At 61.6% G+C, this 20,658-nt stretch carries 14 protein-coding genes and 1 pseudogene; 5 read left to right on the forward strand and 10 right to left on the reverse strand.

Translation table 11 applies throughout. The features are described 5' to 3' along the window. Nucleotides 1–251: 251 nt before the first annotated feature. The 4 genes from nhaC to HV796_RS27295 all read right to left on the reverse strand — a co-directional run bounded on the left by nhaC (nucleotide 252) and on the right by HV796_RS27295 (nucleotide 7,703). The gene (nhaC, locus tag HV796_RS27280) at nucleotides 252–1,721 is read right to left on the reverse strand and encodes a Na+/H+ antiporter NhaC (protein ID WP_175229612.1); all 1,470 of its coding nucleotides are present in this window, start codon (nucleotides 1,719–1,721) and stop codon (nucleotides 252–254) included. 207 nt (nucleotides 1,722–1,928) lie between these two features. Further along, nucleotides 1,929–3,350 carry an efflux transporter outer membrane subunit gene (locus tag HV796_RS27285; protein ID WP_175229613.1) on the reverse strand — a complete coding sequence of 474 codons (1,422 nt, stop codon included), beginning with the start codon at nucleotides 3,348–3,350 and terminating at the stop codon, nucleotides 1,929–1,931. Then, nucleotides 3,343–6,531, reverse strand: a complete 3,189-nt coding sequence (locus tag HV796_RS27290; protein ID WP_175229614.1) for a multidrug efflux RND transporter permease subunit — start codon at nucleotides 6,529–6,531, stop codon at nucleotides 3,343–3,345. Before HV796_RS27290 ends, HV796_RS27285 begins: the two co-directional genes overlap by 8 nt. Nucleotides 6,532–6,542: 11 nt before the next feature. Next, the gene (locus HV796_RS27295) at nucleotides 6,543–7,703 is read right to left on the reverse strand and encodes an efflux RND transporter periplasmic adaptor subunit (RefSeq protein ID WP_246356064.1); all 1,161 of its coding nucleotides are present in this window, start codon (nucleotides 7,701–7,703) and stop codon (nucleotides 6,543–6,545) included. A gap of 369 nt (nucleotides 7,704–8,072) precedes the next feature. On the opposite strand from HV796_RS27295, the gene HV796_RS27300 reads away from it, so the two are divergent. The 5 genes and pseudogenes from HV796_RS27300 (at nucleotide 8,073) to HV796_RS27320 (ending at nucleotide 11,233) form a co-directional block, all read left to right on the forward strand. Further along, complete coding sequence (locus tag HV796_RS27300; protein WP_246356065.1) at nucleotides 8,073–8,435, forward strand: RcnB family protein; 363 nt, start codon at nucleotides 8,073–8,075, stop codon at nucleotides 8,433–8,435. A 133-nt stretch (nucleotides 8,436–8,568) separates the two neighbouring features. Beyond that, a pseudogene (locus HV796_RS27305) lies at nucleotides 8,569–9,107 on the forward strand (transposase); the annotation flags it as partial. 88 nt (nucleotides 9,108–9,195) lie between these two features. Continuing rightward, entirely contained in the window at nucleotides 9,196–9,690 is a 495-nt protein-coding gene (locus HV796_RS27310; protein ID WP_175229615.1) for a hypothetical protein, read from the forward strand. Further along, nucleotides 9,620–10,219, forward strand: coding sequence for an RHS repeat domain-containing protein (locus HV796_RS27315; protein ID WP_246356066.1), 600 nt, complete (start codon nucleotides 9,620–9,622; stop codon nucleotides 10,217–10,219). Before HV796_RS27310 ends, HV796_RS27315 begins: the two co-directional genes overlap by 71 nt. A gap of 156 nt (nucleotides 10,220–10,375) precedes the next feature. After that, nucleotides 10,376–11,233 (forward strand): RHS repeat protein, encoded by an 858-nt coding sequence (locus HV796_RS27320; protein ID WP_175229616.1) that lies wholly within the window; start codon nucleotides 10,376–10,378, stop codon nucleotides 11,231–11,233. Nucleotides 11,234–11,444: 211 nt separating this feature from the next. On the opposite strand, the gene HV796_RS27325 is transcribed toward HV796_RS27320, so the two are convergent. From HV796_RS27325 to HV796_RS27350, 6 genes are all read right to left on the reverse strand, one after another. Continuing rightward, nucleotides 11,445–12,968 carry a CoA-acylating methylmalonate-semialdehyde dehydrogenase gene (locus HV796_RS27325; protein ID WP_175229617.1) on the reverse strand — a complete coding sequence of 508 codons (1,524 nt, stop codon included), beginning with the start codon at nucleotides 12,966–12,968 and terminating at the stop codon, nucleotides 11,445–11,447. 301 nt (nucleotides 12,969–13,269) lie between these two features. Then, a complete protein-coding gene (locus tag HV796_RS27330) occupies nucleotides 13,270–13,665 on the reverse strand; it encodes a nuclear transport factor 2 family protein (RefSeq protein WP_175229618.1) in 396 nt (131 codons plus the stop codon). A gap of 33 nt (nucleotides 13,666–13,698) precedes the next feature. Then, entirely contained in the window at nucleotides 13,699–14,637 is a 939-nt protein-coding gene (locus HV796_RS27335; protein WP_175229619.1) for an aldo/keto reductase, read from the reverse strand. 238 nt (nucleotides 14,638–14,875) lie between these two features. Beyond that, nucleotides 14,876–16,342, reverse strand: a complete 1,467-nt coding sequence (locus tag HV796_RS27340; RefSeq protein WP_175229620.1) for an efflux transporter outer membrane subunit — start codon at nucleotides 16,340–16,342, stop codon at nucleotides 14,876–14,878. A 101-nt stretch (nucleotides 16,343–16,443) separates the two neighbouring features. Beyond that, on the reverse strand, nucleotides 16,444–19,521 hold the full coding sequence (locus HV796_RS27345; protein ID WP_175229621.1) for an efflux RND transporter permease subunit: 3,078 nt from the start codon (nucleotides 19,519–19,521) through the stop codon (nucleotides 16,444–16,446). Beyond that, nucleotides 19,518–20,579, reverse strand: a complete 1,062-nt coding sequence (locus tag HV796_RS27350; RefSeq protein WP_175229646.1) for an efflux RND transporter periplasmic adaptor subunit — start codon at nucleotides 20,577–20,579, stop codon at nucleotides 19,518–19,520. The genes HV796_RS27345 and HV796_RS27350 overlap by 4 nt, the downstream gene beginning before the upstream one ends. Between the last annotated feature and the right edge of the window lie 79 nt (nucleotides 20,580–20,658).

Below are 20,658 nucleotides of genomic sequence, written 5' to 3' on the forward strand. Positions count from 1 at the left end.
TACCGAAAGCCCGGCAATCGCGACCTGCGAAACGGGTTGAAAACTTCGCTTTCTAGCGTGAAACCAATGCAAAGCATCGCGTACGCTTTGCGTGGGTTGCGTGAGGAAATCGACTGTTCTTTGGCTGCGGCCTTTTCTGTCCGCTGAACATATCGAGTTCCTATCATAGTTCCAGGAGACGACGTCGTCGAACTATCCATTGCGACAGCAGGCATTCCGCGGTGTGTTCCGGCAACTCAGTAGTCCGGCGTTCACGGCTCGTCGCCCGTTGAGGCCACTGAAGGCGCTTGCGAAACGCGAGGCATGCGGATACCGGCGTACGCAATCGCCACCGTCAGCAGCGGACTCGCGATGCAAAACACCGCAAAGGGTGCATAGCTGAGCGTGGACACGCCAAGCGTCGCCGCCATGTAGGCGCCGCAACTGTTCCACGGAATCAGTGCGCCGGTCGTCGTGGCTGAGTCACCCACCGAGCGCGATAGCACGACGGGCGCGTAGCCGCGTGCCGCGAATGCGTTCTTGAACATCCGCGCCGGCAGCACGACCGCGATGAACTGGTCCGCCGTGACGATGTTCGTTGCGATGGTCGCCACCACCAGTGACCCCACCAGCGCGCCGCCGCTCTTTGCCCATTGGACGACCGGGGCGATGATGCGCTCTATCACGCCGCATTTCTCGACCACGCCCCCGAATGCCAGTGCCGTGATGATCAGCCAGATCGTATTCAACATGCTGTCCATGCCACCGCGAGTCAGCAGCGTGTCAAGCGCGGGATTCCCTGTGGCAGCCTTGTACCCGCTCACCAACGCGAGCCATACGCCTTTGAGCAACGCAATTCCGGTGGGCACGCCCTCGCGCGCCGCGGCAAACGTGATGACGCGCGCCGGTTCGACGAACACGGCGACCAGGCCACCCGCCAACGCGCCAAGAAAGATCGTGGTGAACGGCGGCATCCGGAACAGCGTCAGCGCGACGACCAGAACAAGCGGCGCGAATAGCACCGGCGATATATGGAATGCGTTCTGCATCGCCGCCAGTTCGTCGCTCGCATCGAAATCGCCGGGCCGGCCGAACAGATAGAACACGGCCAGCGCGATGACGATCGCGACCAGCGAGGTCAGCAGCGTCTCGCGCACATGATGATAGAGATCGACGCCCGCCGCCGCAGCGGCAAGATTCGCGGAGTCCGAGAGCGGCGAGGACTTGTCGCCGAAATAAGCGCCGGAAATCACGGCTCCGGCTGTGATGGCAGGGTTCAGATCCATGCTCTGGGAAATGCCCATCAACCCGATGCCGACCGTGCCCGCGACAGTCCATGACGTGCCGATGCTGAATGAGATCAACGCGCAGATCGCGGCCGCGGTAACGTAGAAATAGTCAGGGCTCAGCAACCTCAGGCCGTAATAGACCATCGCCACGATCGTGCCGCACATCGCCCACGTGCCGATCAGCGCGCCGACCGCGAACAGGATGAAAATCGCACCAATGCCGGAGCTGACACTTGCGCTCGCGGCCTCCCCCAGCGACTTAAGCGAATGCCCGCGCCGCCAACCGATGAATACAGCGATCATCGTCGCCACGACAAGCGCCACCTGGTTCGGCCCGTTCGAGCCGCCGTCGCCAAACAGGTAGTAGGACAGACCAACCAGCAGCACAAGGGCAGCGACTGGAATCAGCGCTTCGAACATCGTGACCGGCTGGGGTGACTCGTGCTTCTTCATGACGATGCTCCCTCTGCGTTGTCGGCGCTCGGCCTTGCGATCCGGACCGCCCGGTTCACCAACCTGTCAACGAATGATGCAAGCCCCCATCCTGCGCGACGAATTCCGTACCGATATCACCGCCGTTACTTCAAGCATAGGAAAGATTATTGGCGCGTGAATGCGCGTCGGCCTCCGGTTCAGCGCTACCCGGGCGGACCGAGCGGCTCAACCACCCTGCCCTCCCCCTAGCGCGACATAAAGCGAGGCGCCATTTTGCAGCGCGGCCGCGCGCAACTGGATCAATTGCTGTTGCGCGGCAAACAGGTTGCGCTTCGCATCGACCACTTCGAGATAGATGGAAATGCCGTTCTGGTATCGAAGTTCGGCCGCCTCCGCCAGGCGCTCTTCGGAGGCCACCGCGCGTTCCTGAGCGGCGATCTGCTCCTGCAGCCGCTGGCGCGCGATAAGGGCGTCGGATACCTCGCGGAAGGCTACCTGAACCGTCTTCTGATAGTTCGCGACGAGTTCGCTACGACGTGCTTGCGACAAGCCGAGTTGCGCGCTGCGGCGGCCCGCGTCGAATATCGGAAGCGTGACGAATCCGGATATCAGCCATGCCTGCTTGCCTGGCACGAACAGGTCGTTCAGCTCGGGAGACACATAGCCAAAATTGCCCGTGAGCGAAATACGCGGAAAATAGTCGGCACGCGCCGCGCCGATATCCGCGTCGGCCGCCCGCAACGACTGCTCGGCCGCCCGAACATCCGGACGCAACGTGAGGAGCGAAGAAGGCAGGCCCGCATCGAGATTGCCGAACTGATCGGCGTCCTGCATCTCATGCCGCTCAGAAATGTCGACGGGCAGCGGTCCGCCAATCAGGACCACCAACTGATCGCGCTGCTGTCCGGTCGTTCTTTGCAGCTCGGCCAGTTGCGTCTGCGCCTGAGTGACCAGGATTTTCGCGTGCTCGTAATCGACGAGCGACGTCGCGCCGGCCTCGAGGCGCAGTGTCGCGACCTCCAGCGCGTATTGGCGCGTCGCAAGCGTATGTTCGGCAAGGGCGATGCCCTCATTGCCCGAAAGGATCGCGTAGTAGGTCGCCGCGACATTGCTGATCAGCGAAAGACGAAACGCTTGAGTCGCCTCGACGGTCGCCAGATAGTTCCGGCGCGCGGACTCCGCCATATTGGCGACACGCCCCCAGAAGTCCAGCTCGAACGACGTAACGGCCACCTGCACGTTGTACTGGTTGAAGTGAACCGACGTGTTGGTGTTCGGATCCTCGGGTTCGATCACGTTAAGCGGCGTCTTGGTGCGCGTCGCATCCGCGCCGGCGACCACTTGCGGAAACTGTGCGGAGCGCTGCACGCGATAGAGTGCCTGAGCCTGATCGATACGCGCGACGGAAGCGGCCAGATCGCGATTGCGCTCCAGCGCCGTCGCAATCAGTTGCCTGAGCGTCGGATCGCGAAAGAACATTTCCCATGTGACTTCGGACGCGAGCCGGTCGCCGCCCGCCGTGACAATATCCGCACTCTCGTAGCTGCCCGCTATCGGTAGATCGGGCTGCTGGTAGCGCGGCGCGAAATTGCACGACGCCAATGCAAGGCACGTGATGAGCGCAATCGCCACCCTAACCTTACGCATCGCGCTCTCCTGCGAGCGGCGCTTCGTCTTCGTCCTCGTCATGCGCCCGCTTGCGGCTCAGCCATCTACGCGCAACGACATAGAACAGCGGTGTGAAGAAAATGCCAAACAGCGTGGCGGTGAGCATGCTGCCCATGATCCCGGTGCCCACCGCCTGCCGCCCCGCCGCGCCCGCGCCTGTTGCGAGTACAAGCGGCAGCATGCCGAGCACGAAGGTCACGCTCGTCATCAGGATCGGCCGCAGGCGCTGGCGAGCGCCGTTCACGGCCGCGCTCACCGTATCGCTACCCGCGGCCTCTTCCTTGATCGCGAATTCGACGATCAGGATGGCGTTCTTCGCGGCGAGGCCGATAATCGTCACGAGGCCGATATTGAAGTAGACATCGGCGGAGAAGCCGCGGGCCATCGTCAGCAGAACCGCGCCCAGCACGCCCAGCGGAATGATCAGCAAAACCGCAACGGGTATCGCCCAACTCTCGTAAAGCGCGGCAAGCAGCAGAAAAACCACCACGAAGGAAAGCACCAGCAACGCCCCGATCTGCCCGGCTGCCTGCTGCTCCTCGAAGGCCGTGCCCGTCCATTCATAAGTCAGGCTGCCGGAAAGGACGTTGCCCGCGATGCGTTCCATTTCCGCGAGCGCCGCGCCGCTCGAGCGGCCTGGCGCTGCCTGCCCGGAGATCGTAGCCGCCGGAAATCCGTTGTAGCGCTCGACCTGCTGCGGGCCGGAAGTCCAGTGCACGGTCGAGAACGCCGAAAACGGCACCATCTCGCCGACGTTGTTGCGCAGCCGGATCACACCGATGTCCTCGGGGCGCATGCGCTGATCGGCATCGGCCTGCATCAGCACGCGCAGCACGTTCCCCTCGTAGATGAAATCGTTCACGTAGTTCGAGCCGAACGCTAGCGCGAGCGCGCTGTTCACCTGTCCGATCTGCAGCCCCAGCGCGCGCGCCTTCACGCGATCGATATCGACATACAGCTGCGGCGCAGCCGGCAAGCCCTCAGGACGCACGCCCACCAGCAACGGACTGCGCGACGCTTCCGCAAGGATGCGTCCGCTCGCCTGCTGCAACGCCGCGCCGCCCACGCCGCTGCGGTCCAGTATCTTCATCGTGAAGCCGCTCGCATTGCCGAGCGACGGAATCGCCGGCGGATTGAGCGCGAACACGAGCGCCTGGGGGATATTCCGCAGTGCCGCGTTCGCGCGCGCGACCAATGCCTCCGCGGAATTCGAAGCGCCCGGCCGCTGCGCCCACGGCTTCAGATCGACGAACGACATCGCGGCCGACTGCCCCTGACCGAAAAAGCTGAACCCCGTGATCGATGCGATATTGCGCACCTGGGGCTGCTGCCGGAGAAAGGCCTCGGCCTGATCGACGACCTGTTGCGTGCGTTGCGACGTCGCGCCGGGCGCCGCGGTATACGCGACGAAGAAATATCCCTGGTCTTCGTTCGGAATGAAACCGCGCGGCAAACGGTTGAAGAACAGTCCGGTCGCGATGCAGACGACCAGAAATAGGACCAGCCATCGTACCGGCGTGCGCAGCATGACCTGCACGGCCCGCACATAGCGCTCCGTTGCGAACTCCATCCCCCGGTTGAACGCGTCGAAAATGCGCTGCAGCGTGCGGGCCGGCCAACGCGCGACGGTGCGCTTTCCCGCGCCACTATCCTTCTTCGCCTTGATGCCCAGTAACGTCGCCGACATCGCCACGCCCAGCGTCAGCGCGAGCACCGTGGAGAGAAAGATCGAGATGGTCAGCGTGACCGAGAACTGCCGATAGATCGCGCCCGTCGAACCAGGAAAGAAGGCCATCGGAACGAACACGGCAACGAGTACCAGCGTGCTCGCGATAATCGCCCCCGCGATCTGCCCGATCGCCTTCACGGTCGCGCGACGGGCGCTGAGGCCCTCGTTCTGGATCACGCTCTCGACACTTTCCACCACCACGATCGCATCGTCGTTCAGTATGCCGATCGCGACCACCATGCCGAACAACGACAGCAGATTGATTGAGAGTCCGAACAAATAGATGCCGACACAGGTGCCGACCAGGGCAATCGGCACAACCAGCGTGGGAATCAGCGTCGCCTGCCACTTCTGAAGAAACAGGAACACGACGACCGTGACCAGCAGCAGCGCTTCGACCATGGTACGCAGCACGCCATGCAGCGAGGTCGTGATAAACGGCGTCGTATCGAACGGCACGACCCATACCACGCCCTTCGGAAAGGTCGGCTGCAATTGCGCGAGACGCTCGCGCACGGCGTTTGCAACGGCCAGCGCATTGGCCCCGCTAGCGAGCTGAATGGCAATCCCTGCGGAGTCCTTGCCGTTCACACGAAAGCGGAAGCCATAGCTGTCGTTGCCCAGCTCGACCCGCGCGACGTCGCCCAGGCGCACCGTGGAACCGTCCGGGTTCGAGCGCACGATGATCTCGCGGAACTGCTCGGGCGTTGAAAAGCGGCCCCGTGTGACGATCTGCGCGTTGAGCTCGGCACCCGGCGCAATCGGCTGTTCGCCCAGTCCCCCGCCCGCAGTCTGGCTGTTCTGTTCCTGGATGGCCGCCATCACTTCGTTAGCCGAGAGGCCGAAACTGCCAAGCTTTTCCGGATCGATCCAGATGCGCATCGCGTACGACGATCCGAACAGCTGCGCGTCACCCACGCCGGGAATGCGGCGCAGTTCGTTGATGATGTTGTTCGCGGCAAAGTTGCCGAGTTCGACGTCCGCGATCGAACCGTCGACCGATTGCAACGCGATGAGCATCAGAAACCCCGACGAGGCTTTCGTGACCCGCACGCCCACCTGCCGGACCTCGAGCGGCAGCCGCGGCTCGACGCGGCCCACCCGATCCTGAACCTGCGAGAGCGCGACATCGAGGTCGGTGCCGGGCTTGAGCGTGACGGTGATCTGCGCGGTGCCGTTCGAGCGGCTCGTTGACGACATGTAGAGAAAATTCTCGACGCCGTTCATCTCGTCCTCGATGACCGACGTGACCGTGCGGTCCAGCGTCTGCGCGTCCGCGCCGCTGTAGACCGCCGATATCGTCAGCGACGGCGGCGCGACCTCGGGGTACTGCTCGATCGGCAGCAGCATCAGCGCGATCGCGCCAAACAGCGTGATGAAGAGCGCGACCACCCACGCGAATACCGGCCTGTAGACGAAGAATTGCTTCATGAGCGTGCCGCTCAGGAGTGACCGGCGGGAACGGGATGGGCGTCCACACGCTGCCCCGGCTGGACTTTCTGCCAGCCATCGACGATGACGCGCTCACCGGGTTCCAGGCCGTCCTTGACGACCCATTGCCCCGCTTGCTGCGGGCCCAGTACGACATTGCGGCGGACCACGGTGCCATCGTCGGCGACGATCGAGAGGCTGGTCGCATTGTTGTCGAACTGCACAGCGCGCGCGGGCACGACGAGGCCGTTCGGTATCGTGCCGATCACGATCCGGCCGCGCACGAACTGCCCCGGCAGCAGCACGCGCGACGCATTGTCAAAGCGCGCGCGCAGGATCTGCGTACCGGTGGAGGGTTCGACGACAAGATCGGTGAAGTCGAGCACGCCCGGTTCTTTGTATTCGTCCCCGTTCGCAAGCGTAAGCCATACCTGCGCGCGGTCCGCGGCGCTCGCCGCGATGGCACCCGACTTGATCTGCCTGCGCAGTTCCAGCAATGACAGGTTCGATTGCGTAAAGACGGCGTTCACCGGCGTCAACTGATTGATCTGCGTCAGCAAGGTCGCGCCGCCTGCGCTGACCAGCGCGCCCTCGGTGACGAGCGCGCGCCCCACGCGCCCCGCGATGGGCGCGCGGACCGTGCAGCGGTCAAGCCTCAAACGGGCCAACGTGACGGCGGCGCGCGCGTCTGCGACGTTTGCCTGGGCCTGCTGCAGGGCCGCCACTGCCGCCTCGTATTCCTGCGCGCTGACCACCTGGCGGGCCACCAGCGGCTTGAATCGCGCGACTTCGGAAGCTGCATTGCCCTGCACCGCCTGCGCGCGATCGAGCGCCGCCTGCGCTTGCTGCAGCGCAGCTTCGTAGTCACGGGAATCGATCTGAAAGAGCGGCGCGCCGGCACGTACGTCGGTGCCCTCTTCATAGAGGCGCCGCTCGACGATGCCGTCCACGCGTGCGCGGACCTCCGCCGACCGAATCGCTTCAATTCGCCCGGGCAGTTCGACCACCCTTGGAATCGATTGCACCGCAACCGTTTCGACCAGCACGCTCGGCGGTGGCGGCGCGGCGGTGCCCGGCGCTTGCCGGTCGTGGCATCCGACGCCTGTCAGCAACAACGACATCGCGACGACGAGCAAGCAGGGACGATAGTGTCTGAGTTCGCAGTTTGACACTTGAAGCTCCACTGAGGTGGCGCGTCACGCGTGAGACTGATCGGCGCATTGCGATATCCACTCAAACTTTGATGGCGTTCCTTCGGGGCGTGCGGTCCCGACTGGAAGCGCGCTCAATGCGTTTTCCTTTAACGCCTCCGGTGACCAAGCCGGTAACGTTTACAACGATCCACCGCGAATGACTAGACGCTTTCGCAGATCGGTGGATCGAAAACTTCTTGAAGTTGGGATTCTATTTAATACTATTGATTGACAATGCACACGCTTAAATTTCTTTATCTTGAGTGATTCCCTATCTATGGGAAGCCTGTTTGCCTGGTCGGCCAACATGGCTTGCAGGCCGTTCCAGCGCCGAAGGAACCACAGCTGATGAGCGACATCAATCGTCGTCTTACCTCGGGAGATTGGATTATGAAAAGCCAACGTATTCTTTCCGTCATCGCAGCGCTCCTCGTCGGTGTCACGTCCGCGGCGCTCGCGCAAGGCAACGACGAACAAAGCCAGGGCATGGGCCGCCAGCAGGTCATGCCAACCATCCCGCATCGCGACTGGCACAAAGGTCAGCAGGTGCCGCGGGAATACCGGGATCACAATTTTATGTTGGATAACTGGAAGGACCATAAGCTGACCGCTCCCCCGCGTGGCCAGCAATGGCTCGGCGTCAACGGCGACTATGTGCTCGTCAACCGGAACAACTGGAAAGTGGTCAAGGTCGTTGGAGCGACCGACTAAGAAGCTTTAACAAAATGACATTTGGGGCTGTTTGCTTGCGAAGGACGCTGTTAACCTGATCGTCGTTTCGACGACGAAAAGGGACATGGCCAAACCAATACTGGACGCGAACTGTAGGCACTGATCGAACCGTTGCTGGTGCCGCCTGCGCGACTGGCAAGCCGCCCGCGTGTGGGACCGGCTGCACGAGTTCTGCTTGCGCACCTGCGTGCAGCCGACCAGATCGACTGGTCCCAAGTTTTCGTCGATTCCTCTTCAATTCGTGCGGTGGGCGCGGGTCAAAAACGGGACCCAATCCCACCGGCCGCGCGCGACCTGGTTCAAAGCACCATCTCATCACCGAAGCGCGGAGCATCCCGCTCGCGGTGATCCTGACGGGCGCGAATCGCCATGACGTCACCCAGTTACACGCCCTGGTCGACGCCATCCCGCCCATCGGCGGCAAGCGCGGCCGGCATCGCCACTGAAATCGCCCGACGTGGCCAGCCTCACAGCTGCGGGCTGGGTAAAACCCGCTGGGTCGTCGAGCGAACCATCTCGTGGCTTCACAACTTTCGACGACTGCGCATCCGCTTCGAACGTCTCGCGTTCATCCATGAGGCCTGCATGAAAATCGCCTGCTGCATCATCTGCTGGCGAACACTGAAGAATTCATTTTGTAGCGCTTCTTAAAGGCCGTGCGGCGTCAGGTCACCGCCCGATCTCATGTCGGCTTCGAGAGGAATATCTGACAGTGCGTGTGCGCTCCCCTACGACGTCGGTGAACTACTCCGGCAGTGCTGAGCATCCGATCACACGTCCACGTAAATTTAAGAGTTTTCATATTTCGCATTATTTCGCCCTGGTTGACAGTTTGCGCTGCCGCAAGACAAACAATCAAAGGAGCGAAATGACACACCGGAAACCCTATGGCGGTTTGGCAGGCATGGCGGTTCGCCTGCTGGCCGCATTCATGCTGCTATTCGTAGCGTTCGCCGCAAAGGCTGAATCGTTAGACGAGTTTGTCGCGTATTGTCATACGCTCTTTGCAAAGGCAGGGGCCGTACCGGGCGCACCGTTGTGCCTCCGGAACGCCGCCAACGGCGGCATCTACGGCATGGGTTCCCTATGCGTGCGGCGGGTCGATATTACAGTCGTATTGTGGCGGCAACGCGCAAGCATCGGAACCGGAACAGAGCTGTCCGGTGGCCGACCCGGTTTATCCGGGCAGTGGCGCGGTCACGCTTACCAAGACGGATTTTGTCAGTGGCGATGACATTCCCCTGCTGTTCACACGGACCTACCGATCGAAGTCAATGGGCAGTTCCGCGATCGCGATAGGTGCGGCGTGGGTACATAACTGGCAGCGCAGCGTGGACCTTGCAAGCGCGAATAGTGGTGGTTCATCAAAGATCATCGCTTTTCGTGAGAACGGCGAGCCCGTCACGTTCAACGGGTCGGCCGGCACCTGGCGCACAACGGCGTTCACGGGGCTCTCACTTGTGCAGAGCGGTTCAGGCTGGACGCTGACCGACCTCTTCACCGAGATCACCGAGACCTATTCCGCACAAGGTGTTTTGCTGTCGGAACGCACGGGGACCGGTTTCACGCGAACGCTCGCGTATGACGGTGCGGGCCGGCTCACGGCGATCACGCAGCACAGTGACGATGCGCTCGCGAAGTTCGATCTGGTACTGCGCTTCGACTATGACGACAAGGGCCGGCTTGCGCGATTGACCGACCCGACAGGTGGTCTGACGCAGTACGGCTATGACGCTAACAGCAATCTCGTTTCTGTCAGTTAGCCTGACGGCTATACCAGGCGGTATGTCTATGAAGATGCACGATTCAAGAATGCGATAACCGGCGAGTTTGACGAAACCGGTTCACGCATTGCGACCTGGAGTTATGACAGTGAGGGGCGCGCGACGGCGGTCAGTCATCCGGACACGACCCGCAATGTGCAGTTCGCCTATGGCAATGGCACAACGGATGTCATTGACAGTCGCCAGACCACACGGCTCAGCTTTTCGTCGATTGGCGGCATGCTGCGACCGACCGGAAGCAGTTCGTCGACCGCTACCACGGCGTCGGTCTGGGACGCTTCAGGGAATCTGCTCAAGGACACCACCGCGAGCGACGGCACGCGCGAGTACAGCTATGACGGAACGGGGCGTCCTGTCCGAGTCGTCATAAAGGGGCCTTCCGCGACACGTGTCATCTCGATGCGCTACGTCGATGCGGACGGTGTGCGTCCAGCGATGATCGCGTCGCCGGGCAAGTTGCGCGCGTTCGTGTACGACGCGAACGGCAATCTGAGTGGCTACAGCGAACGCAACACGACCGATCCGACCGGAGAGCATGGCTTCGACGCATTGTGGGACGGCCAGCAGCAACGGACCACTGGCGTTGCATATGACTCGCTCAACCGGGTATCCCGGGCGAGGGTCTATGTCAACGGAGCGTTGACCGAAGACTGGTTTTACTTCTACGACCACATCGGGAATCTTAATACCGCACAGAACAATGTCTCGCGATGGATGTTCGGCAATCAGGACCGGGATGCATCCCATCGTGTTACGTGGCAGTCAGGCAACTATCGCAGCACGCGCATGGTGTACGACGCGAGGGGGCGCCTTGCGCAGTTCACTTATGACGAACAGGCTAGCCCTTCGACTGGCGGCCTGGCCCGTGCGCTGACCGTGAACTATGGATATTCGCCCGACGGCGAAGTTGCGACCCGTACCGGCACTGTCACGAAGAATGGCGGAGCTCCGTCGTCAATCAGCAGCGACGAGAAAGAGAATACTGGAGGGTAACGACAAGCGACCGCCTGAGTCGGCGTAAATCGCCTTGATGCATCTTGTTGACTGCGCTGGCGGGGACTTCATCCCGCCAGGCACTCAGACTAAGCGGTTGCCAGAATCGGTTGCCAGGACCGCCCGTTCCGCGCCTTGATCGTGATGACGAGGCAACACGGATGGGCCTGGCCTTAATGCAGGAAAAAACAATACGAGGCCGGCGAGTCTGTTAGCTCGCGTGAGGCATCGCAAACTCAGCCCCTTTGTCTTCGCTGTCCGGCCAACGCTGCATCACGCTCTTGTAGTGCGTGTAAAACCGCACCGCTTCCTCTCCGTGCGCGTGGTGATCGCCGAACAGAGATCGCTTCCATCCTCCAAACGAATGCCACGCCGCCGGCACGGGACTCGGCACATTGATGCCCACCATGCCCGCCTGAATCTGCCGCGTAAACGTGCGCGCCGTGCCGCCGTCCGCAGTGAAAAGCGACACACAGTTGCCCAGTTCGTGCGCGTTGACGAGTGCGATCGCGCTTGCCAGATCCGGTACGCGAACCACCGACAGCACCGGCCCGAAAATCTCTTCACGGTAGATGCTCATATCGGGCTTCACGTCGTCAAAGAGCGAGCCGCCGAGGAAGAAGCCCTCTTCATGGCCGCGCACCGCATGGCCGCGACCATCGACGACGAGCCTCGCGCCCGCCGCGACCCCGGCTTCGATATAACCGGTCACCTTGGCTCGATGCGCGGCGCTGATGAGCGGTCCCATGTCCAGATCGGGCTCCATTCCGCCACCGATCCTGAGCGAACGCACGCGCGGCATTAGCCGTTCTATCAAATCATCAGCGATGCGCCCCACCGCCACCGCGACCGAGGTCGCCATGCAGCGCTCGCCGGCCGAGCCGTACGCCGAGTTGATCAGCGCATCGACAGCCTGATTGAGATTCGCGTCGGGCATGACCACCAGATGGTTCTTCGCACTGCCCAATGCCTGCACGCGCTTGCCGCGTTTCGCGCTTTCTCTATAGATGTATTCCGCGACCGGCGTCGAACCGACCACCGATATCGCGGCCACATCGGGGTGATCGATCAATGCATCGACGGTGCTCTTGTCGCCGTGCACGACATTGAAAACTCCTTTGGGAAAACCTGCTTCGATGAACAGTTCGGCAAGCCGGATCGAAGCCGACGGCGTGCGCTCCGAGGGCTTGAGTATGAACGTGTTGCCGGTTGCGGCCGCCATCACGAACATCCAGCACGGCACCACCATCGGGAAGTTGAAAGGCGTCACGCCCGCGGCAACGCCGAGCGGCTGACGCAGATTCCAGCTGTCCATGCCACCGCTCGTCTGATCGGTGAAATCGGTCTTGAGCAGGTTCGGAATACCGCATGCGAATTCGACGATCTCGATGCCGCGCACCACCTCGCCCTTCGCGTCCGAAAACAGTTTTCCGTGATCACGGGTAATCAGTTCCGCGAGTTCGTCCGAATGCGCCTCGAGCAGTTCCTTGAACTTGAACATCAAACGCGCTCGCTTGAGCGGCGGGGTCTCGCTCCACGTCGCAAACGCGGTTTTTGCGGCGGCAACAGCAACGCCGACTTCGCTTGTGTTCGCGACCGGCACACGGGCCGTGACCTGGCCTTGCGCAGGGTCGAATACGTCGTTGAACCGGCCGCTCGTGCCCGCGGCATGTTGACCGTCGATGAAATGACTCAGCTCGCGCACGCGCGCGGCGCCGTGATTTGCTTCGTTCATACATTCCTCCTCGAGGAAAGGCGGGCGCTGCCGCAGTGCCGTCCGTCGCCGACCGCGCGACGCATCGTCAAGCGAGCGTGCGCAACGCCCACTTGATGGCGAGCGCGACGTGACTGGCCACGCGTCGGTCCTCTTCAGGTAGTCCATGAGGACCCGCGCCAGATTAAGGAAAACTGCCCTGCGGATCGTGAATCCTGTCACCGCTTACGAGAACCAGTTTAGGTTTTATGGTTCTGCACTGAGCCTCTAGCTGCGGCGGTTCGGGGACATCTCGTGCATATTTCTGGCCACCAGGCCGCTTTCATCGCCCGACGTCAGTGATCGGCTGAACCCATTGCTTCCGCCAATCGGGTGCATCAAACGAATCTGAAAAGTACTGCGTCTCGTGAACGACCTTGCCGTTGCGAAACTCCATGATGCTCACCACGCGTGTCGGTCGTCCTTGATAGGCAATCGTGTATTCCGTCACCCACAGATTGCCTTCTCCTTGAATTCGCCTGACATCAAAACCGGATGGCTTATCCGGATGATGACCCCGCAATGCCTGCAAGTTGCTTCGTCCGAGGATTCGTTCACCTGATTGAGGGTAATCACAGATGGCATCGTCATCGTAGATGTCGTGCTCCGCGTCGAGATCGCCGGTTGCCGATGCATGCCAGTGTGCGCTCAGGGCTTCACGGATTGTTTCGTCTTGCATCGGTTACCTCCGGATAAGACCCACGTTTGAATGTCACTCACGTTGCGTGAGAAAGCCGCCGCTTCCGGTGTTGACGACCTGGTTGAACCTGTGCCTCGTCTCGATCCGGTTAATCTCGTCAAACGCATCGACGGGAAGTGCAGCGATGTCGAAGTTCTCCCGCGCACGGGCCGCGCTCTTTGGGGTCGTCAGCAAAGCGCCGCCGCGTTGCACCGCCCACGCGAGCAGTACCTGGGCTGGCGTTTTTCCAATTCGCACGGCAATCCGCGAGATAACGGGGTCCTCAAGCGGCCCCGGCCTGATTCCGTGACCCAGCGGCGCGTAGGCCAGAAATACAATCTCATTCTTCTTGCAGAATTCCAGCAGTTCCGCTTCTGGAAGATACGGATGGGCTTCGACCTGCACCACTGCGGGCTTGATTCGTGCCGATTCGTAGAGCGGCTGCAACTCGTCAAGGAGAATGTCAGAGAGTCCGATCGCACGGCATCTGCCATGGTCGACGAGATCTTCCATCGCGCGCCATGTGTCGAGTAGCGTCACGCCTTCATCGTAGATGACATTGCCCGCTTCATCGTGCGGATCCTGTTCATCCCCGGGCTCAAATGCAAACGGCGTGTGGATAAGGTAAAGGTCCAGATAGTCGAGCCCAAGCCTGTCGCGACTCGCCTCGAAAGCACGTTCGACACGCTCGGGCCGATGATTGTTGTTCCACATTTTGGTGGTCACAAAGAGGTCTTCGCGCGCGATTCCTTCAGCCGCGAGCCCTGCCCGCATGGCCTCGCCCACCTCACGTTCATTCCGGTAACGCTCAGCACAATCGATATGACGATAGCCGGCTGCCAGTGCGTCTCGGGTCGCACGGCTCGTCGTCTCTGCGTCGGGAATCAGCGTGCCAAATCCGAGTGCGGGCATGTGGCCGCCTCCGTGATTGAGCACTAACTTTTTGCTCCGGAAATCGGCAGACTCCGTCATGACGACACCTCCACATGAGTTCATGCCCTGCGAAGAAGGACGAACATTGGAGTTGTATGTGTGGAAGTCGTATTCGTCAAACTGCTTCGTGTTGATTTACCGCTAGGTCGCTGCTATCAACGTCGAACCACGCCGCTTCGTAGCTCGCGCGCCAGGCCCCGAGCTTACGTTTTGCTTCCGCCAGCGACTCAAGCGCGTACCAGCATGAAGGCGCCGCGCTCTGCGCTGCTTGCTGATTTCATTTGCCCTGCACGGAATTTCCTTTGTGCTCTTCACTCAGAGACACCGGGGTCAGCGAATCGGCAATATCCACCCAACCGCCGCCCATCGCCTGATACACGCTGATCACCTGGTTAAAGCGTGCGGCCTGAAAACTGGCGAGGGAAAGTTCAACGGAGAACAGGTCGTTCTCGGATACCAGTACGTCGATATAGCCAATCAAGCCGTCTTCGAATTTGAGGCTGGAGAGCCTCGCATATTCACGCAACGCATCGACGCGCTCCTGCTGACGGGCAGTCTGCTCGGTGGTCTTAAGCGAGCCCACCAGCGCGTCGTTGGTATCGTTGAACGCGCCCAGGATGGTTTGCTGATAAATCAGTTGTGCCTGGCGCTTTTGGGCCTCGGCCGACTGGACCTGGCCACCAATGGCGCCTGAAGTGAAGATCGGCCCGCTCAGACCCGCCCCAATCGACCAAAGCGCAGCCGGTCCGGAGAGGAAATCGCCGAAGGCGGTGCTGACCGAGCCCAATGCGCCGGTCAACGAGATGGTCGGATAGTAAAGCGCGCGCGTGGCGCCCACATTCGCATTGGCCGCGATCAGATTCTGTTCGGCCTGCAGGATATCGGGGCGCCGCTCCAGTAACGTCGAAGGCAGATCGGCCGGTACCACGGGAACCACCAGTTCGCTGATCGACTTTCCTCGTGGAATCGGCCCGGGATTATGCCCAAGCAGGATGGAAATGCCGTTTTCCACAACTGCAATCTGCTGCTCGACGGCAGGAATGGTCGATTGCGCGAGCTTGTATTGCGAGCGCACCTGCGAAAGCTCCGTTTCGGAGACGAGGCCTTTCCGGTAGCGCAATTCGAAGATACGCAGTGTTTCGCCGAAGTTGTGCGCGGTGGCTTGAGACACTTCGAGTTGCCGATCGAGTCCGCGCAACGTGATATAGCTGGTCGCGACACCCGTCACGAGGGAAAGTACGACGCCTCGCTGGGCCTGCTCGCTGGCGTACACCTGCGCCTGCGCCGCTTCAGTCAGGCGCCTGACCCGACCGAACAGATCGATCTGCCACGAAGCGGACAACGCGCCCTGATAGAGATTGAATACGGGATCGAGCGCGGGCGATAGCGGTGGCATCCCGACCTCGCTGGTCCGGTTGCGGCTCACATTGGCGCCATAGTTGATCTGCGGGAGGCCCTGTGAGCGCGCGGAACGCAGCAAGCCGATGAACTGGTCGACGCGCGCGGCCGCGACGCGCACGTCCAGATTGTCGCGCAGTCCGGTTTGAATCAGGTCGTTTAACACGGGATCGTCAAACTGCTCCCACCATGTCGTGTTCGCGACCTCTTCAGCCTGGGGCAAATCGATCCGCCACGTTGCGGGCACCTGCACCTCGGGGCGGCTGTAATCGGGTCCCACGGCAATGCAGCCCGCCACGCAAGCGGTCGTGGCGACCAGTATCGCAGCAAGCGTCAGCGTTCTCATCACGTACTCCAGATTCTCCGACGGCCGTGCACGCCTCCTCTAGCGAAAGCCCGGCGATCGCGAACACGGTGAGCGTCTGCCGGATGGAATCGGGCCGCGGCTTACTGCGGGCCACCGCCGGTTCCCGAAGGCTGCAACGCACGCCGCTCTTCCTTGCCGAACACCACCATGTAGAGGGCGGGCAGAAACACCAGCGTCAACAGCGTCGCCACCAGCAGCCCTCCCATGATCGCGAAGGCCATCGCACCCCAGAACACCGTTGGCGCGATCGGGATCAGCCCGAGCACGGTCGAAATCGACGTCAACATCATCGGCCGTATGCGCGAGGTCCCCGACGCGACCACCGCCTCCAGCACACCCATGCCCTCGTCGCGAAAGGTCTCGATCTGCACGATCAGGATCAGCCCGTTCTTCGCGATCATGCCGATCAGCGCGAGAATGCCCAGAATGGCGACGAAGCCAAGCGGCCGGTTGAACACCAGCAAGGCCAGCACAACGCCTATCAGGCCCAACGGCATCACCGACACCACCATCGCCAGCCGTTTGAAACTCACCAGCAGCACCATCATGCTCGTCAGCATCAGCACGATCATCAGGGGAACGACGGCAAACACCGACTGCTGCGAAATCGCGCTTTCCTCGAAGATGCCGCCGGTCGCGATGTGATAGCCCTTGGGCAGCTTCGCGTTGAACGCGGTGATCTTCGGCGCCAGGGTTGCGACGACTTCGTCAGGCAGCGCGCCATGCATCACGTCAGCGCGCACCGTGAGCGTCGGTATGCGGTTGCGTCGCCAGATCAATGGCGATTCCTGTTCCTCCGTAAACGTCGCGAACTGACTGAGTGCAACCATCCGACCGCTCGGTGTAGGCACCTGCAACGTACTCAGCGTCTGGACTGTCATCGCCTTCTCATCCGCGGCCCGCGCGATAACGTTGATCAGGTAGATGTCGTCGCGGATCTGCGTGATGGGCGTGCCGGTAATGATGGTGTTCATGATGCCCGCCAGCGCGGCGGAACTGACACCGAGCTGGCGCGCTTCATCCTGGTCGATATGAATCCGGATCTGCCGGGCGGGCTCCATCCAGTCGAAGTTCACATGGCGGGTCCGCTCGTCCGCCCCCACGATACCGGCCAGATCGAGTGCGATCCTGCGCACTTGTGCCGGATCAAAGCCCGAAACGCGATATTGCAGCGGCCAACCGACCGGCGGCCCCAGTTCCAGTGGAGACACGCGTGCAACGATGCCCGGAAACTGGTCGGCCAGGATTTTCTCCAGTTTCAACTGCAATCGGTCGCGTGCCTCAAGACTTTTGGCAACCACGATGATCTGGGCAAAAAATGGATTCGGTAGCTGGACATTCAAGGTAAGAATAAAGCGTACCGCGCCTCGGCCCACATAGCTGCTGATGTGGTCGACATCGGCATCGCTTTTCAGAATGGCTTCGATCTGCTTGACCTGAGACTCGGTGGCATGGATCGAAGCGTTCTGGCGCAACGTCAGATCCACCGTCAATTCAGGCCGATCGGACGCGGGGAAGAACTGCCGTGGCACAAATCTGACCAGCAAGATCGACACCACGAATGCCAGCAGCGTCACCGCAATCGTGAGCCACCTCAAGCGCAGCGCGCCGCGCAGGAAGCGGTCATAGCCCATCAGCATCTTGCCGGGCTTCTTCGGCTCCTTGCTTGCCTTGGGGGCCTTCAGGATCGCCCGTCCGACAAGCGGCGAGAAAATCACCGCGCCGAACCACGAGACAAGCAGGGCGATCGCGACCACGGCGAAGATCGAAAACGTGTACTCGCCGGCCGAACTCTTTGCGAAACCAATCGGCACGAAACTGGAAATCGACACCAGCGTGCCGATCAGCATCGGCGCAGCCAGGGTCCGGTAAGCATAGGTCGCCGCCTGGTCCTTGCTGTCACCGGCGGCGAGGCGGTTGATCATCGCGTCGACCGTGGTCATCGCGTCGTCAACCAGCAGCGTCAACGCGATGATCAACGCACCCAGCGACACCCGGTGCAGGTCGATGTGCACAAGGTCCATGATCGCAAACACGATCGCCAGCGTCACCGGAATCGATAGCGCGACCACCGTCCCCGGCCGGATGCCCAGACTCACGAAGCTGCACACCAGGATGATAATGATGGCCTGCCAGAGGGACGCCATGAAATCGTTAATCGCGACGTCGACTGTATCCGCCTGATTGGCGACCAGAATCGGCTCGATGCCGGCAGGCAGGTTCGCGGTGATATCGGCCATCTCGGCCTTCAGGTTACGGCCGAGCGCCAGGATATCGCCTGAAGCGCGCATCGCGATCGCCAGACCGATCGCCGGCTTGCCATTGACGCGGAACATCGGTTGCGGCGGGTCGGCGAAACCGCGTCTCACGGTCGCGATATTGCCGAGGCGAATAATGCGCCCGCCCAACACCAGATTGACATCCTCGATGTCGCGTTCGGAATCGAAGGCGCCGGTCACCCTGAAGAACACCCGCTCCTGTCCGGTTTGCAAAACACCGGTCGGCATGATCACGTTTTGCGCCCGCAATGCACCGACGATGGTCGGGTAGTCCAGACGCAGGCCGGCCAGACGGCTGGTCGAGAACTCGATGTAGATCTGTTCGTCCTGCGCGCCCAGCACGTCGATCTTCGAGACGTCCGGCACCAGCAGCAACCGTGAGCGAATCGCTTCGACGCGATCGCGCAACTCGCGCAGGCTGTAACCATCGGACGTGAACCCGTAGATGATGCCGTACGTGTCACCAAAATCATCATTGAAGAACGGCCCGACCGTCCCGGCCGGCAGCGTTTGCCGCATATCGCCGACGTTCTTGCGAACCTGATACCAGATGTCCTGGACTTCGGAAGGAGGGGTCGACTGCAGCAGATCCACAAAGATCGTCGTTTGGCCTGCCGTTGTGTAGCTGCGTATCCGGTCCAGGTGACGGGTCTCCTGCAACGTGCGCTCAAGGCGCTCGGTCACTTGCGAGAGCGTGTCGTCGACCGTCGCTCCCGGCCACCCGGCGGCGACGACCATGGTGCGGAACGTAAAGACCGGATCTTCCGCACGCCCCAGCCCGAGAAATGACAACGTTCCCGCCACGAGAGCGGCGATCATCAGGAACACTACCAGCGAGCGCTTTGAAAGCGCCCACTCTGAAAGATTCGGGCCGATCACCTGGGAGCCTCGGTCCAGTGAATTTTCTGCCCCGGCCGCAATGCCTGCGCGCCGGCCGTCACGACCACGTCGCCCGGAGCCAACCCTCGCGATATCTGCACGCGGTCCTCACCATAGGCCTGAAGCTCCACGTCGCGCGCCGCAACCGTTCCCGTCTTCGTATCGACCACCCAGACCGCCGGCTTGCCCCCCGGCTGGATCAACGCACTCGACGGAACATCGATGGCCGGCGGACGCTGGAGCTTCATGTTGCCGATGACCGTGCTACCGAGACGCATGGCTGCCGGAGGATTGAGCACCTGAACTCTGACTGCGAACGTGCCGGTAACCGGATCGGCGCGGGGCGATACTTCGCGCACCTTACCGATAGAGGAAACCTCCGGATTGCCGGCCAGCGTGATGACGATTTCGGGATTCGCCGGTGCGGCGTCCTTGATCGCCGCGGGCACGTCGAACACGGCATCCATCGCCCCTTCGCGCGCAATCTGGACAATCATGCGGCCAGCCGGGACGACCTCACCGGGTTCGGCACCACGCGCCGTCACCACGCCGGAGACGTCCGAGACCAAGTCGGTATAGCTCAACCGGTTCTGTGCGATGTTCACCAAAGACTGCGTCGAATCGACTTGCGACTGGGTGATCTTCGCCATCGCTTCAGCCTGCTCGAACGAAGCACGCGACACGGCACGCTCCGCCAGGAGATCGCGCATGCGGTCGTACATCGTGCGCGCCTCCAGCGCCTGAGCCTCGGCGCCGGCCAGTTGCGCCCGCGCGGACTGCAGGCCGCTCTCCTCGTTCATCCGGTCAAGACGCGCCAATAGCTGGCCCGCCTTGACCCGGTCTCCGACATCGACGTTGCGAGAGATCATCCTCCCGTCGATACGGAACGATTGATTGATCTCTGCTTGTGCCTGCAAGGTGCCGGTCAAAGCGATATTTGCTCCGGCCGCCTGCTTTTCTATCGTGACGACGCGTACCGGGCGAACTTCCTCCACCGGGGTCTCTTCGCTCTTACGGCAGCCCGCCAGCAACACGCCTGCTGCCAACACGCAGAGCATCACGGTTGAACGCAGGGAACCAGCTCGACCCGTTACATGCCTGGCAAACACTGGTGTTTTCCTCCGGATCGCTGGGCGT

Source organism: Paraburkholderia humisilvae, from assembly GCF_902859855.1.
GTDB lineage: Bacteria > Pseudomonadota > Gammaproteobacteria > Burkholderiales > Burkholderiaceae > Paraburkholderia > Paraburkholderia humisilvae.

Bases quoted from the DNA above. Each gene is read 5' to 3' on its own strand.
- HV796_RS27350 (WP_175229646.1), bottom strand. From the start codon at position 20,579: ATGCTCTGCGTGTTGGCAGCAGGCGTGTTGCTGGCGGGCTGCCGTAAG.
- HV796_RS27330 (WP_175229618.1), bottom strand. From the start codon at position 13,665: ATGCAAGACGAAACAATCCGTGAAGCCCTGAGCGCACACTGGCATGCA.
- HV796_RS27285 (WP_175229613.1), bottom strand. From the start codon at position 3,350: ATGCGTAAGGTTAGGGTGGCGATTGCGCTCATCACGTGCCTTGCATTG.
- HV796_RS27300 (WP_246356065.1), top strand. From the start codon at position 8,073: ATGAGCGACATCAATCGTCGTCTTACCTCGGGAGATTGGATTATGAAA.
- HV796_RS27290 (WP_175229614.1), bottom strand. From the start codon at position 6,531: ATGAAGCAATTCTTCGTCTACAGGCCGGTATTCGCGTGGGTGGTCGCG.
- HV796_RS27325 (WP_175229617.1), bottom strand. From the start codon at position 12,968: ATGAACGAAGCAAATCACGGCGCCGCGCGCGTGCGCGAGCTGAGTCAT.
- HV796_RS27340 (WP_175229620.1), bottom strand. From the start codon at position 16,342: ATGAGAACGCTGACGCTTGCTGCGATACTGGTCGCCACGACCGCTTGC.
- nhaC (WP_175229612.1), bottom strand. From the start codon at position 1,721: ATGAAGAAGCACGAGTCACCCCAGCCGGTCACGATGTTCGAAGCGCTG.
- HV796_RS27335 (WP_175229619.1), bottom strand. From the start codon at position 14,637: ATGACGGAGTCTGCCGATTTCCGGAGCAAAAAGTTAGTGCTCAATCAC.